The sequence below is a fragment of the Salibacterium halotolerans genome (genome assembly GCF_900115625.1).
GTDB classification, from domain to species: Bacteria; Bacillota; Bacilli; order Bacillales; family Marinococcaceae; genus Salibacterium; species Salibacterium halotolerans.
In genome coordinates this window covers 283,407-297,516 of sequence record NZ_FOXD01000001.1, presented here as the reverse complement: position 1 = coordinate 297,516, position 14,110 = coordinate 283,407, and the positions used below count along the sequence as shown (strand labels likewise).

Sequence of the window (14,110 nt, the reverse complement as noted above, 5' to 3'; positions counted from 1 at the left end):
GACTTCATTATACCGAAAGAGGCGATTTTTTTGTATATGAAATAGAAAAAGGAGCTGTAAAAGGTCATTTTTTCACAACCTTTTGATACAGCCCCTTCTTTTATCATGAATGAACCTTCCTGCCGCGGCCGCTGCCATCGAAAAGAAAGCACGCAGTGTCCACGGGTCACCATTTCGTGGACACTGCGCCACTGAATTCAGGACGTAGTGGGTGCCGGTGGAAATCAATGGACACCAGCTGCCGGTACCGGGAGTCCTAGTGTCCACCAACACAGCCTCGGTGGACACTAAGTATGCTGCCCGGCGGTACAGTGTCCACCAATCCACCCCCCTTATCTTGTCAGTTTTTCTATCAGGCAATCCGTATTTTTACGCTCTATCACCCTGTCTCGTCCTCTCATTCATGTTAAAATGAATAGAATATACAGGGAAGCAGGAGGGATAGATTGGCTCTACAACAGGTAACCGACACAAGAAACCGGCCGCTGCGGGATTTGAGGATATCAGTCATCGACCGCTGTAATTTCCGCTGCACCTACTGCATGCCAAAAGAAATATTCGGCAGTGATTATCCCTTTATGACAGAAACGGAGCTTTTGTCGTTTGATGACATCGAAACACTTACGCGCTCCTTTACAATGCTCGGTGTCGAAAAATTAAGAATTACAGGCGGCGAACCGCTGCTGCGAAAAGACCTGCCAGCCTTAATGGAGAGGCTCTCCTCTCTGCCGGGGATTACGGATACTGCCTTAACAACAAACGGTGTATTCCTTGTGAAACAGGCCCGGGACCTGAAAGAGGCGGGGCTGGACCGTGTGAACATCAGTCTCGATGCGGTAACCGAACATATTTTTCAGAAAATGAACGGCAGAAATATGAAACCGCGGGCGGTACTCAACGGGATTGAAGCGGCGCAGGAAGCAGGTCTTGGGGTGAAAGTGAACATGGTCGTGCAGCGCGGAGCAAATGATGATGATATCCTTCCGATGGCCCGCTATTTTAAAGAACAGGGCGTGACGCTGCGTTTTATAGAATACATGGATGTCGGTACGACCAACGGCTGGAACTTCAAAGACGTCGTTCCTAAAGAAGAAATCTATCACAAGCTGACGGAACTGGCCCCTCTTCACCCCGTCGAAGAAGCGTATTTCGGAGAAACGGCCAACCGGTATCATTACGACGGCACCAACACCGAAGTCGGCTTCATTTCTTCGGTATCCGATACGTTCTGCTCCAGCTGCACCCGGGCCCGCATCTCCGCAGACGGACGGCTGTACACCTGTCTTTTCGCAGAAGAAGGGCATGACCTCCGTCCTTTCCTTGGAGATAATCCGGATACAGAAGGCCTCGAGGACAGGCTTTTTTCCATTTGGAAGCAGCGCCGCGACAGATATTCAGAGGAACGGACGGAAGAAACCGTCCGGAACCGCCGCAAAATCGAAATGTCCTATATCGGCGGGTGAAAGGAGACAACCGGATGGAACACCGTTACAGCAGGCAGGAACAGTTTGCGCCGATTAACAAAGAAGGACAGAAGCGGCTGCTGTCTTCTCATGTCTTAATCATGGGGTGCGGAGCGCTCGGCAGTGCCTGTGCGGAAATGCTCGTGCGTGCCGGCGTCGGGGCTCTCACTTTGATAGACCGGGATGTCGTGGAACCCTCCAATCTTCACCGCCAGAATCTCTATGCCGAACGTGATGCAGGCGGTACCGTGCCAAAAGCCGAAGCGGCAAAGGAACGGCTTCAGAAAATCAATTCCTTCACGAGCATCCATGCCTACGTTCTCGATGCCGGTCCCGAACAGATCGACAAACTCGCCCCGCAGTGTGACGTCATGATTGATGGCAGTGATAACTTTGACATTCGTTTTATTTTGAACGACGCCGCCGAAAAACACGGCGTACCGTGGGCGTTTGGAGCGGCTGCCGGGAGTGTTGGAATGAGCTGCCTTTTCCTCCCCGGCAGAACTCCCTGCCTGCACTGCCTGATGCAGGGCATGCCGGACGGCACCATGACCTGTGACGCTTCCGGCATTATCTCCCCGGCCGTGCAGATGACAGCCTCACTTCAGACAGCGGAAGTGATGAAACTGGTAACAGGAAACACCGAAGCCCTGCACAAGAAGCTCGTCCTGTTTGATATATGGAACGGCACCCATCAGCCGTTCGGTTTTTCTTCCATGAAACAGCAGAACTGTCCTTCCTGCGGTACTGCGCCGGAATTTCCTTACCTCAGGAAAAAGAACCGCTCCCGCATCCGAACCTTATGCGGCAGCAACACGGTGCATATTCATCCCGGAGCGGACGTTCATTACAATTTTCCACTGCTCGAGCAGCATCTCGCTCAGCACGGAGAAGTGAAAAAAAACAAGCATCTGCTTACGTGCATGCTTCCGTCACTGCGGCTCGCCGTTTTCACCGACGGCCGTATTCTGATCCACGGCACGAACAACCCGGAGGAAGCAGAGGCCGTTTACCATCACTACGTGGAAAAAGCAGCTTATACTGTAGAAAAGGAGCCGGAAACATGATGGAAAAAAGAACCCCAATGCCCGTGCAGGAAGCTGTCGCAGCAATCATGGAGCACCGGATTGAAAGCAGAATGGAGTGGACGGATCTGCAGGAGGCATCCGGACGTTATCTCGCCCAGGATATCCAGGCGGATCACGACGTCCCTCCCTTCGACCGGTCCCCGTATGACGGATTCGCTGTGCGTGCATACGACACACTTGAGGCTTCAAGGGATAACCCGGTATCTCTTCACATCGCAGGGGATATCGGTGCGGGCTCAGTGTTTGGCGGCACCGTGGAAGCGGGAGAGGCTGTCCGTATTATGACCGGAGCACCGATTCCGGATGGCTGTGATGCTGTCGTTATGCTCGAACTGGCGCACGACTATGAGAAGGATGGTCATCATTACATCGACGTGAAACGACCGTTTCACGTAAACGACAATATCTCGTTCCGGGGGGAAGACACAAAGCGGGGAACAACTGTCTTACAACGCGGAACAGTCGTTCACCCGGGTGTGACAGCCGTGCTTGCCTCCTTTGGTTACGCAGAGGTTCCAACGGTCCAAAAACCGCACATCGGCGTCATCGCAACCGGCAGCGAACTGCTCGATATACGCGAACCACTGCAGCAGGGAAAAATACGAAACAGTAACGCCTATATGATCATGGCTCAAATCGAACAGGCTGGCGGAGAAGCTGTGTCATTCGGCACGGTTTCCGATGATTTTGACGAAACGCTCTCCACCGTGCAGAAAGCGCTCCACTCCGTTGATATTCTTCTGACGACCGGAGGCGTGTCTGTCGGGGATTATGATTACATTCCGGATATTCTGAACGAACTTGGGGCATCGGTCCACTTCAATAAGGTCAGCATGCGTCCGGGAAGTGTCACAACGGCTGCATCGCTCGGCCCGCAGCTGATTTACGGCCTGTCCGGGAACCCTTCGGCCTGTTACGTCGGCTTTGAACTGTTTGTAAGGCCGGTTATCCAAAAAGTCCTCGGCTCCCCCGCCCCGCACCTGAAAAAGACAAAAGCCGTGCTCGGAGCCGATTTTCCGAAACCTAATCCATTTATGCGGTTTGTGAGAGCGGAGTTAAAAGATGAAAATGGCGGCTGGAGTGCCTATCCGGCCGGACTGGATAAATCGAGTTCCGTTACGTCACTGTCGGACGCGTCCGCCTTGATTGTCCTTCCAGGCGGAACAAGAGGCTATGAAAAAGGAATGGATGTCGATATATTACTCCTTCATTCCGCGGAAGGCAGTGAATGGCCATGGGACAATATTGTCCGGTCTTACAGGTCGTAGGATACCAGGGTAGCGGGAAAACCACACTGATGGAAAAACTGATTCAGCGCGCCGCCCGGAGCGGTATGAAGACCGCTGCTTTGAAACATCACGGTCACACCGGAAATCTGAAACGGCCGGATTCCCATCCTAAAGACAGCATGCGCCATAAACAGGCCGGGGCTTTTCTCGCCGCAGCATCCGGCAGCGGACAGCTGCAGCTGGAGGTGGATACAAGTCCGGATCTTCAGGAGCTGCTTACGTTTTATCGCTATTTCAACCCTGATATAATCTTTGTGGAAGGTTACAAACAGGAGCATTATCCCAAAGTAGTGCTGCTGCAGAGCATCCGTGACATTTCTCTGCTCCGTGAATGCAGCAACGTCACCTGTGCCGTTACTTCTATCTCCCTGCAGGAAAAAATAGACGTCCCCTGTTTTTTTCGATCCGACGATAAGCATTATCTTGATTTTATTTTGAACGAAATGGAGGTGGCAGATGACAATGGCTCTCTTCGAAATCACAAACCAACCGATTTCTGCTGATGACACCGCCGCTAAAGTGAAACGGCCGGAAGCCGGGGCCGTCGTGACATTTGCCGGCACCGTGCGCGAATGGACAAACGGCCGGCGGACCCGGAAACTGCAGTACGCGGCGTACGAGAGTATGGCTGTCAGGCAGCTGGAAAAGATAGGACGTGAAGTACAGGACAGATGGCCGGATACACAGGCCGCCGTCACCCACCGTGTCGGCGAACTCCACATCACGGATACCGCCGTCGTCATCGCTGTATCCTCTCCGCACCGCCGTGCTGCCTATGAAGCCAATGAGTATATGATAGAACGTATCAAAGAACTGGTCCCGATCTGGAAAAAAGAATTTTACGAAGATGGAACTGCCTGGGTCGGAGATCAGCTTGGAACAACCGCCTATTCAAAAGGAGGTCCTAAGCCGCATGATTAACATACTGTTTTTCGCCCGCCTTCGGGAAGAAGCCGGACAGGAAAGCCTGCATGTAGAAAAAGCGGGATGCACGATTAAGGAACTGAAAGAATGGCTCGACAAAGAATATCGTCTATCCGGACTAAACCGGACGATGACCGCCGTCAATGAGGAATTCACTACAGATGATACAAAGGTAACGGAAGGGGATACTATTGCGTTTATCCCGCCGGTCAGCGGCGGATAAACCGGTGTCCTCCACTCATAAGGACCGGCAGTCCGGTACGAAAAAAGGAGCTCGTTCCCAAATGGGAGAGCTCCTTTTTCATGACCATTATTCAGCCGGTGTCAGATCCTCGATGGAATTAACATCCATGTATTCCGGAACGACGAGACCGGTGCGTACACCTTCGAGATTGTTACCAAGATCCACAAGGTTATCCTTATGCTCTTCATAAAGATCACCGTGTGTCAGCGGAAGCCATGCAGCCACCATGCCGTCAGCTTCTCCGCCGGCGATGGACTGCCACATTACCGCGTTGTCAAGCGGAGTTGTAGTGACTTCAAATCCCATATTGGAGAGAACTTCGCCTACGACGTGAGTGGAAGCCACTTCTGTTTCCCATTCCACGTAAACGAGTTCAATCTCCTTGCCGTCTACCTGCTCGGCACCTTCTTTCCAGGAGCTGACCATATCCTGGTTTTCTTCAACGAAAGAAGCCGCTGCCTCTTCCGGTGAAGCACCATCTTGAATGTTAAGCATAACACTGTTCATCGATTCTTCGTCCCACTGGAACTGGTCAAGCACGGTGTATGCGTTCGGCATGTCTTCTTCCAGACCCTGACGCACCATCGTCTTAATATTCTCAGCATCTCCGAATACATTCTCCGGATCTTCAAGGTATTTCAGGTCATACTGCTGGAATTTCCAGTGCGGACTCCAGCCGGTTACAATGATTGGTTCTTCGTTATCGATAGCTTCCCCAAGCGCTGTTGTCATCGCACCACTTGATGAAGTTGCTACTTCCCAGCCTGCAAGACTGTCGTATGTTTCCACTGCTGTTTCCGCGGCTCCCACAACGCCGGCACCCGCTTCAATTCCAGTAATCTGGTAATCCATCTTTTCCCCGTAGTTAGTGGAACCTGAGCTTTCGCCTTCACTGCTTCCTTCTGAGCTTTCACTGCCGGAACCACTGTCTGTCTCTTCACCTGATCCACCGGATTCTCCACCATTGGAACCATCGGAACTTCCTGATCCTTCTTCACTGCCGCAGCCTGCAGCAGCAAGTGTCAGCGAAAGTCCGACAGCTAGTCCTAGACGTTTCCATTTTAATTTCAACATTATTGAAATTTCCCCCTTAAAATTGGTTTATATGGTTAACTTTTCATGATAGAAAAGCTGCCACCTTAATCATAAATGAAACATGTAATGCTTCTTATTTATTTAAGCTCTGTGTGAAGCGGTCGATAATGATCGCAAGAATAACAATACCGAGTCCTGCCACAAACCCTGTTCCGACTTCAGCGCGCTGCAGGGAGGAAAGAACGTCTCTTCCAAGTCCCGGCGCTCCGATCATAGAAGCAATAACAACCATCGAAAGGGCGAGCATAACCGTCTGGTTAATACCTGCCATAATGGTTTGTTTCGCCATCGGCATCTCTACCTTAAACAGTTTCTGTGAACCGGTACTTCCAAACGATTCGGACGCTTCAATGAGCTCCTCGGACACCTGTCTGATACCAAGGTTCGTAAAACGTACGGTCGGCGGGGTGGCAAAGACAAGCGATGCAAAAACACCCGGCACCATTCCGATACTGAAAAAGGCAACCGCCGGAATCAGGTAAACAAAGGCCGGCATCGTCTGCATGAAGTCAAGAATAGGGGTAATAATTGCCTGCGCGATTCTGCTTTTGGACATGAGAATACCGATAGGAACGCCGATAATCACACACAACAGACTGGAAATCAGAACCAGGGTGAACGTGGACATCAATTGTTCCCAGGATTCCTGGTTGTAAATGAGCAGCAGCCCTACAAGAGAAAAGGCGGCCAGGCCGAATTTCTTTCCACTTGCAAAAAATGCGCCGATTACAACAAGCAGAATGACAATAATCGGTGGAATGGAAGCCAGCTGTCCGGATGTCCACTCCATAAACGCCCCGAATTGATTCTGTATTGGTTCAAAGATAAACGAAAAAATCTCTGTAATTCGATCTGTCAGCCAGCTTACTCCCTCTGCTAAGGGTATTACTGGAACATTTTCCATAAAGTCAAGCATTTTCTGTCGTCACTCCATTCTCTCCTGCCAGTGCGCCGATAACGGCACCCCGGACAATCACTCCCAGCAGTTTTCCATCCTCCACGACCGCAATAGGGACCGGAGAATCGTAAATCTGTTCAAAAATTTCATTTAAAGATGTGTCTTTATCTACAGTAGGAACATCTGTATTGAGTATTTCACTGATATTGCGTACATCTTCATTACGGGCTTTTGATGCTGTGTCAGCGGAAACATACCCTTTCAGCGTACGCCGGCGGTCGGTGACGTAGATACTGGAAAGGCCTTCTTCCCGCATTCTTTCAAGTGCCACCCGGGGACCGTGTTTATCAATATCAACTGTCTCCGGACGTTTCATAATATGTTCAGCGGTTAATATTTTCGAGCGGTCGACGTCCTCCACGAATTTCTCCACATAATCGTTGGCCGGATTCACAAGAATGTCTTCCGGTGTACCGATCTGCACAATGGAACCGTCTTTCATCAGAGCGATGCGGTCGCCGATACGCAGTGCTTCATCCAAATCGTGTGTAATGAAGATAATGGTCTTTTTCATCGTTTCCTGCAGATCGAGCAGTTCATCCTGCATCTCTTTACGGATAAGCGGGTCGAGTGCAGAAAATGCTTCGTCCATCAACAGTACCTGAGGATCATTCGTTAGTGCGCGGGCAAGCCCGACACGCTGCTGCATCCCCCCGGAAAGTTGTCCCGGTGTCTGGTGTATATAGCCGCCCAGTCCGACAAGTTCCAGTGCTTTTTCCGCTTTTTCACGACGCTCCGCTTTGTCAACACCCTGGATTTCAAGACCGAATTCCGTGTTGGACAGTACGGTTCTATGCGGGAAGAGCGCAAAACGCTGAAATACCATGCTCATTTTTTCCCGCCGGATTTTGCGAAGGGATTCTTTATCCATCGTGGCCAGGTTCTCTTCTTCTACATAGACGTTGCCTTCCGTCGGTTCGATCAAGCGGTTCAGCAGCCGGACAAGCGTTGATTTACCACTTCCGGATAAACCCATGATGACGAATACTTCGCCTTCCTCTACTTCAAATGATGCTCTGTTCACCCCGACCGTGTTTCCTGTTTCTTCTAAAATTTCTTCTTTAGACTTGTTCTCGTCCAATAGTTTCAGTGCTCGCTCGGGGTGTTTCCCAAATACTTTCGATAAGCTTTCCACTTTAATAACGGGCACTATCTTCCACCTCTTTGTTTAATATAGCCTATGACAGCTGCGCTGCGTTAAATGAATATATGTCATGACAATGCAGGGCAATAGGACATTATTCATAAAATTGCAATGACTCTTTTTACTATACGCTACCGGGCAGAAAGTATCAAACAGCGTATGAATCGTCTGAAGTTTATTTAAATCGTAAAGTACAAACTGTACGGATTTCACATGCTTGTTTCTACAAATGGCTCTTTCTATCGACAATATTGCTCTCTTATGCTCTGTTTTGCCTTTTCTTATCTGTCTGTTAAGATTTGTCTAACGAATTAGATATGACTGCGGTGGCACTGTCCAACTGGGAGAAAGGGGAACCACAATGGCAGAACACGAGAATGGACAATCTGCGGGCTGGTATGAACTGCAGGACATCCGGCACCGCTTTATATCCGTTATGGCGCAGAATATGGGGTTGTACAATATTACGGAAACGAACGGCAGATTGTACGGATCTGTTTTTTTCTCTGACTATCCAATGACGTTGGATGAAATGAGCAGAGAACTTGAAATGAGTAAAACAAGTATGAGTACAGGGGTACGGCAGTTGACGGATGCTTCCATGCTGACCCGTGTCTGGGAAAAAGGAGTGCGTAAAGATCTGTATGTGGCAGAGGCTGACTGGTACCAGTCGTTTACATGTGTCTTTGTGAACCGCTGGCGGGAAGCAGCCGACAATAACCACAAAGCAGCCCTCGATGCCAAAGATCAGCTGGAGCATCTGAAACAAAAAACCGGGGACAACAGACTGCAGAAACAGATCAGCCGCGATCTGGAGAAACTGGACTACGCTCTCCGCTACTATAGATGGCTGGATAACGTCATCACGCTTTTCGAAAACGGAGATATATTTGATATCGTACCAAAGAAATAAAGAGAGCTGCGTCCATAGGCACAGCTCTTTTGTTCTATCTGTTATTAATATATATATTATGCATATTATGTTATGCTGAATGAGACAATCATTTTTTCGTAGGAGGAAAGGGGGTGCTCCTGTTGGAATTACATGACATCATACAGAACCGGCGTGAAATCACGGAATTTAAAGACACACCCATTCCGGCGGATGTCATGCAACGGTTAATGGATGCTGCCGTTCTTTCTCCATCCGGCAACAATCTTCCTTCCCGCGAGTTCATTGTCGTCCGGAATAAAGATACATTGGCACATCTTGCCGACACCCCGGCCGCCTTGTCCTGGGTAAAGAACGCCGATGCCGCTTTCGTTGTTACCGGCCGGCCGGATATCAGCAAATACTGGCTGCAGGATTCCTCCATTGCCTGTGGATTTTTGTGGCTGGCCGCTGTAAACGAAGATCTCGGCGGGGCGTTCGGAGCTGTATATCACGCTCAAGATGCCGAAGAAACAGAAAAGCGGGAAAACTTCGTCCGCCGTGTTCTCGATATCCCGAAGGACAGACACATTACCGCCATTCTCGGATTTGGCTGGCCGGCCTCCCACCCCGGAGCCAAAACACCGCCCGAAAACAGCGGACTTGTGCATCACGAAACATTTCAGAGTTCATGATTAAAACGGGACTGGAACAAAATCTTTATAAGATAGAAAAATGAGTCCGGGACAAAAGGGAATAACATTGATGAAAAACCGAACATTTAAAATCCAGGTTAAGAAGTACTCCTATAATAGCGTAGTCAAAACACGTAGACTCCTGTGGGAACAGCACGAGTCTCAAGACCCCGCAGGAAGTGGGGTTCTTCCGAGGAGGCTTGAGCCGTGCCCACGGAAAGCGAAGTGTTTTGACGAAGCGGTGTAGAATGCAAAACAAAAATTCCGAACGATTCTTAAATGAATCGTTCGGAATTTTTCGTTCCTGAGATCAACCGCTGCGCCAACATACTTCGCTTTTACTCCAGAGTACAAGGGCGGCATCGATTCGCTGGCGCTCATCGTGTCTTCTATGCCGTGGGCACGGCTCGCGGCCGCGGTCCTATCGGATCAGCTGCTTGTCGAAACCGCACCTGAGCTGCTCCGGCCGTACGGATGCAGAAAATGCAGGAATTTGTTTGTTGTGTTCAGATTGGGTGGACGGACTTCGTTGGGAATGGTCCCAAGGCACTTTAGGGTATCACGCAGCCTCTCAAACGTCGTTCGGCATAACGCCCGAGGCACTTTAGAGCACCTGGTTCACCCTTGAACGTCACTATGAATGATTCCGAAAGCACTTTAGAGTTTTTCGTGCCCCGGTAAACGTCATTATGAACGAATCGAGGCTGCGTTCAGCCGGGAAAATAAACGGTCCGATGCAGCAAAGAGCGCCTGCCGCTGCGTGAAAAGGGAGAGAAATAGTCCCTAAGGCACTTTAGAGCTTAAACGTCACTATGAATGGTTCCCGAAGCACTTTAGAGGGTTCTGTGCCCCCATAAACGTTATTATCCTGTGGAAGCACGTCACGTGCGGTCGCCGACCTGACCGCATATCCTGCGGGGCACCCACGACCCGTGCTGTTCGGAGCAGGAGTCGAAGCATGTTGGCTCTTCTGCAGTACGGCTGTTGAACAACGCCGCAGGACATTCGTGTTTTCCTCCGCCTATTTTACTTTTGTCCCAGACTCGTTTTCTTCCTACCCTTTCACAGAACCCGCGAGCAGTCCTCTTACAAAATATTTTCCGAGAAGAATATAGACAAGCAGTGTCGGCATCGCAGCAAGAAGCGCGCCGGCCATCTGCACGTTCCACTCCACAATCTGGCTCCCGGATAAATTCTGCAGGGCCACCATCACCGGCTGACTGTCCGAGTTGGTGATGGTCACGGCAAACAGAAATTCATTCCATATATTTGTGAACTGCCAAATGGCAACAACAACAAACCCTGTAATGGAGAGCGGAATCATGATTCTTCTAAAAATCCCAAGAAAACCTGCGCCGTCTATTTTGGCCGCTTCAATCATGGTGTCTGGAATACTCGCGTAGAAGTTTCGGAACATGAGAGTCGTAATCGGAAGACCATACACAACGTGAGTTAAAATAAGCCCCCAGATTGTATTGTAAAGATCAATCGTGCGCAGAAACTGAATCAGCGGAATTAAAATACTCTGATAAGGAATGAACATTCCAAACAGCATAAGCGTAAATAATAACTCAGACCCTTTAAACTTCCACTTCGACAGCACATAACCGTTCATCGCTCCAAACAGTGCCGACAACAGTGTGGCCGGTATGACGAGGTAAAAGCTGTTCATCACATTCGGAGCAAGTTCCATAAATGCTCTGCTGTAACTGGTGAAATCAATGCTTGCCGGCAGTTCCCACATCGTACTTAATGATACATCTTCGAGCGGCTTTAAGCTCGTCACGATAATCACGTAAACCGGGGACAAAAAGACAACAGCCAGAGCCAGCAGTACCGCGTATCTGAAGAAATTCGTCCATCGCAGCGCTGTCATCCGTTTTCCCCCTTCCGGTTATACCAGAGATACGGCACAATGAAGACCGCAACCAGCACAAGCATCATAATCGCAATGGCTGCTCCCTGGGCGTAATAGTTTCCACGAAACGTCGTTTCGAACATATAAACACCTGGCACATCGGTTACAAAATTCGCTCCCGACCCTGTCATCGCATAGACGAGGTCAAAAATTTTCAGGGAAATGTGCGCCATAATAATAACAACACTTACTGTAATCGGCATCAGCATCGGAATGACCACTCTCCGGTAGACCTGTCCTTCACTTGCTCCATCTACGCGTGCTGCCTCCCGGAGTTCATCCGGTATCCCCCGGAGACCGGCAAGATACATTGCGAGCGAAAAACCGGTCATCTGCCAGACCGCCGCAATAACGACAGCCAGGATCGCCACCGGCAGACCAAACTCAATCGCCCCCCACTGAAATCCAGCCAGAATATTTGTATCCGTGTACCAACGCGGCTGTATACCAAATACTTTAAGAAACTGATTGAAACCGGTGGAAGGATTCAGCAGCCACTGCCATACCACACCGGTAACGACAAATGACAACGCCATCGGAAACAGAAAAATATTGCGGAATATCGATTCACCTTTCAGTTTCTGATCCAGAAGAATCGCAATCCCCATACCGAGCACTATAACCATCCCGATAAAAAACAAGGTGAAAAACAGCGTATTCCGAAGATCCGCCTGAAAACGGAAATCACGGAATAAATATAAATAGTTTGATAAGCCGGCAAATGAAAAATCAGGAGTTAACGTATTCCAGTTACTGAAAGAAACGTACCCCGTCCAGCTGATAAATCCATAGACAAATACGGCGATCAGAATCAGTGAAGGGGCGAGAAAAGCAGCCGCTGTCCATTGATCCCGTGTTATACGTTTTTTGTGCGCCGTTTTTCCAGCCATAATCATCCTCTCCCCCTATCGTCCTGCGTTCCCCCTGAGGTAAAAAAGTCCGGCCGTTCTAAAGAGAAGGGCCGGACCCTGTACGTCACGTTATTGCGCGGAACGGGCGTTTTCCAGTGATTGGAGCAGCCTGTTTGTATCCCCCTGCGTCACGAAGATATTTACCGCTTGATTCGCTTTGGTCAAGTATCCTTCCGACGCCGCCGATCCGTGGGCAAGACTTGGTGCCAGGCTGGCTTCACGGAAATCCTCGATCGTATCAGTCCCATACTCATCATAGTTGCTCTCATCTGCATCCACCCGGGCCGGTATAGAACCTTTCAAAGGATTAAACGTGTCCTGCCCTTCCACGGATCCAAGCAGCGCCAGGAATTCCTTCACCTGGTCCTCATTTTCCACACCGCTTGGAAGCCCGAATGTGTCCGAAATCACCATGAAATTTCCTTCTGTTTCAGGGAATGTGAAGTAGCCGAAATCTTCATTTACTTCCATCTCCAAATCATTGCTGAAGTATCCTTTCGCCCAGTCCCCCATATTAATCATAGCTGCTTTGCCTTCGCTGACGAGCTGCGCCGAATCCTGCCAGTTACGGGATGCATGATCTTCATTGACATAGCCGAGCATCTGCTTGAACGTTTCGGCTGCCTCTACCACCCGCTCATCGTCAAACGCTATGTCTCCATCCCACAGTGCCTGATAATCCTCTGGTCCAAGCGTTCCAAGCAGAATGTTTTCAAAAATCTGCGTAGCCGGCCAAGTCTCTTTATCTCCAAGAGCAAGTGGTGTCACGCCGGCCGCCTGCAGTTCATCAGCGACCTCCATAAACTCTTCGAACGTCTTTGGCGGTTCAAGACCGTGTTCTTCAAAGACACTCATGTTGTAAAAAATCACATTGCCCCGGTGAATGTTGACTGGGACAGAATAAATATTTCTATTCTGACTGACCATATCAATCAGTTCCTGCGGAAATTTATCCATCAGCCCTTCTTCTTCGTAAAAATCGTTCAGCGGCTCCATCTTATCCGCTGCCACCCAGCTCTCATTCAGCTCCGCGCCGGCATGAACCTGGAAAGTGGAAGGCGGATCATTTCCCTGCATTCTCGTAGCAAGTACTGCTTTGGCATTTGTTCCGGCTCCTCCCGCGACAGCTGCATTTTCCACTGTTATGTCCGGATGCTTTTCCTGAAATAAGTCAATGAGCGCATTCAGACCAGCTTCTTCCCCGGCTCCGGTCCACCAGCTGAAGATTTCAAGATCCGCCTCGGAACTATTTCCGGCGGCTGCTTCCTCATTTCCGCTGCTCTCTTTGGTTTCACCACTCTGTTGTTCACCGGCTTCTCCACCGCTTTCTTCTGTCCCCGAACTTCCGGAGCCGCAGGCAGCAATAATCAAAATAAGTCCCAGCAGACCCATCCACCACATTCCTTTTTTCATGATGATCCCCCTTTTTTCATGAATTTTGTTACCGTTTACATATAATATTATAATGGGTGACAGCCTGTTTCTATAAGATAAACAATCTGTACATTCT

General features: G+C 49.7%; 15 protein-coding genes. 8 read left to right on the top strand and 7 right to left on the bottom strand.

Annotated features, from left to right (window positions below; translation table 11 throughout):
- Positions 1-72: 72 nt before the first annotated feature.
- Positions 73-327 carry a hypothetical protein gene (locus BM124_RS18485; protein ID WP_139217045.1) on the bottom strand — a complete coding sequence of 85 codons (255 nt, stop codon included), beginning with the start codon at positions 325-327 and terminating at the stop codon, positions 73-75.
- Positions 328-446: 119 nt separating this feature from the next.
- On the opposite strand from BM124_RS18485, the gene moaA reads away from it, so the two are divergent.
- Genes moaA through moaD form a run of 6 tightly spaced genes read left to right on the top strand, consistent with a single transcriptional unit; the run spans position 447 to position 4,987 of the window.
- On the top strand, positions 447-1,463 hold the full coding sequence (gene moaA / locus BM124_RS01360) for a GTP 3',8-cyclase MoaA (protein WP_093334849.1): 1,017 nt from the start codon (positions 447-449) through the stop codon (positions 1,461-1,463).
- A 14-nt stretch (positions 1,464-1,477) separates the two neighbouring features.
- Positions 1,478-2,530 (top strand): ThiF family adenylyltransferase, encoded by a 1,053-nt coding sequence (locus tag BM124_RS01355; RefSeq protein ID WP_093334848.1) that lies wholly within the window; start codon positions 1,478-1,480, stop codon positions 2,528-2,530.
- Complete coding sequence (locus tag BM124_RS01350) at positions 2,527-3,819, top strand: molybdopterin molybdotransferase MoeA (RefSeq protein ID WP_093334847.1); 1,293 nt, start codon at positions 2,527-2,529, stop codon at positions 3,817-3,819. The genes BM124_RS01355 and BM124_RS01350 overlap by 4 nt, the downstream gene beginning before the upstream one ends.
- A 29-nt stretch (positions 3,820-3,848) precedes the next feature.
- Entirely contained in the window at positions 3,849-4,343 is a 495-nt protein-coding gene (locus BM124_RS01345) for a molybdopterin-guanine dinucleotide biosynthesis protein B (protein WP_244504188.1), read from the top strand.
- Positions 4,297-4,761, top strand: coding sequence for a molybdenum cofactor biosynthesis protein MoaE (locus BM124_RS01340; protein WP_093334845.1), 465 nt, complete (start codon positions 4,297-4,299; stop codon positions 4,759-4,761). The genes BM124_RS01345 and BM124_RS01340 overlap by 47 nt, the downstream gene beginning before the upstream one ends.
- Positions 4,754-4,987 (top strand): molybdopterin converting factor subunit 1, encoded by a 234-nt coding sequence (moaD, locus tag BM124_RS01335; RefSeq protein ID WP_093334844.1) that lies wholly within the window; start codon positions 4,754-4,756, stop codon positions 4,985-4,987. The genes BM124_RS01340 and moaD overlap by 8 nt, the downstream gene beginning before the upstream one ends.
- An 87-nt stretch (positions 4,988-5,074) precedes the next feature.
- Here moaD and BM124_RS01330 read toward each other — a convergent pair whose 3' ends face one another.
- The 3 genes from BM124_RS01330 to BM124_RS01320 form a co-directional block, all read right to left on the bottom strand.
- A complete protein-coding gene (locus tag BM124_RS01330; RefSeq protein WP_093334843.1) occupies positions 5,075-6,082 on the bottom strand; it encodes a glycine betaine ABC transporter substrate-binding protein in 1,008 nt (335 codons plus the stop codon).
- A gap of 94 nt (positions 6,083-6,176) precedes the next feature.
- Positions 6,177-7,019: an ABC transporter permease gene (locus BM124_RS01325; protein WP_093334842.1), complete on the bottom strand. Its 843-nt coding sequence runs from the start codon at positions 7,017-7,019 to the stop codon at positions 6,177-6,179.
- Positions 7,012-8,211: a quaternary amine ABC transporter ATP-binding protein gene (locus BM124_RS01320; RefSeq protein WP_093334841.1), complete on the bottom strand. Its 1,200-nt coding sequence runs from the start codon at positions 8,209-8,211 to the stop codon at positions 7,012-7,014. The genes BM124_RS01325 and BM124_RS01320 overlap by 8 nt, the downstream gene beginning before the upstream one ends.
- Before the next feature lie 355 nt (positions 8,212-8,566).
- Here BM124_RS01320 and BM124_RS01315 point away from each other — a divergent pair, with 355 nt between their 5' ends.
- Positions 8,567-9,118, top strand: a complete 552-nt coding sequence (locus tag BM124_RS01315; RefSeq protein ID WP_093334840.1) for a GbsR/MarR family transcriptional regulator — start codon at positions 8,567-8,569, stop codon at positions 9,116-9,118.
- A 122-nt stretch (positions 9,119-9,240) separates the two neighbouring features.
- Entirely contained in the window at positions 9,241-9,771 is a 531-nt protein-coding gene (locus BM124_RS01310; protein WP_093334867.1) for a nitroreductase family protein, read from the top strand.
- A gap of 1,054 nt (positions 9,772-10,825) precedes the next feature.
- Here BM124_RS01310 and BM124_RS01305 read toward each other — a convergent pair.
- From BM124_RS01305 to BM124_RS01295, 3 genes are all read right to left on the bottom strand, one after another.
- Positions 10,826-11,647 (bottom strand): carbohydrate ABC transporter permease, encoded by an 822-nt coding sequence (locus BM124_RS01305; protein ID WP_093334839.1) that lies wholly within the window; start codon positions 11,645-11,647, stop codon positions 10,826-10,828.
- Entirely contained in the window at positions 11,644-12,579 is a 936-nt protein-coding gene (locus BM124_RS01300) for a carbohydrate ABC transporter permease (protein WP_244504187.1), read from the bottom strand. Before BM124_RS01300 ends, BM124_RS01305 begins: the two co-directional genes overlap by 4 nt.
- A gap of 90 nt (positions 12,580-12,669) precedes the next feature.
- Entirely contained in the window at positions 12,670-14,016 is a 1,347-nt protein-coding gene (locus tag BM124_RS01295) for an ABC transporter substrate-binding protein (RefSeq protein ID WP_425288493.1), read from the bottom strand.
- Between the last annotated feature and the right edge of the window lie 94 nt (positions 14,017-14,110).

Bases quoted from the DNA above. Each gene is read 5' to 3' on its own strand.
- BM124_RS01355 (WP_093334848.1), top strand. From the start codon at position 1,478: ATGGAACACCGTTACAGCAGGCAGGAACAGTTTGCGCCGATTAACAAA.
- BM124_RS01350 (WP_093334847.1), top strand. From the start codon at position 2,527: ATGATGGAAAAAAGAACCCCAATGCCCGTGCAGGAAGCTGTCGCAGCA.
- BM124_RS01345 (WP_244504188.1), top strand. From the start codon at position 3,849: ATGGAAAAACTGATTCAGCGCGCCGCCCGGAGCGGTATGAAGACCGCT.
- BM124_RS01340 (WP_093334845.1), top strand. From the start codon at position 4,297: ATGACAATGGCTCTCTTCGAAATCACAAACCAACCGATTTCTGCTGAT.
- moaD (WP_093334844.1), top strand. From the start codon at position 4,754: ATGATTAACATACTGTTTTTCGCCCGCCTTCGGGAAGAAGCCGGACAG.
- BM124_RS01330 (WP_093334843.1), bottom strand. From the start codon at position 6,082: ATGTTGAAATTAAAATGGAAACGTCTAGGACTAGCTGTCGGACTTTCG.
- BM124_RS01325 (WP_093334842.1), bottom strand. From the start codon at position 7,019: ATGCTTGACTTTATGGAAAATGTTCCAGTAATACCCTTAGCAGAGGGA.
- BM124_RS01315 (WP_093334840.1), top strand. From the start codon at position 8,567: ATGGCAGAACACGAGAATGGACAATCTGCGGGCTGGTATGAACTGCAG.
- BM124_RS01305 (WP_093334839.1), bottom strand. From the start codon at position 11,647: ATGACAGCGCTGCGATGGACGAATTTCTTCAGATACGCGGTACTGCTG.
- BM124_RS01300 (WP_244504187.1), bottom strand. From the start codon at position 12,579: ATGGCTGGAAAAACGGCGCACAAAAAACGTATAACACGGGATCAATGG.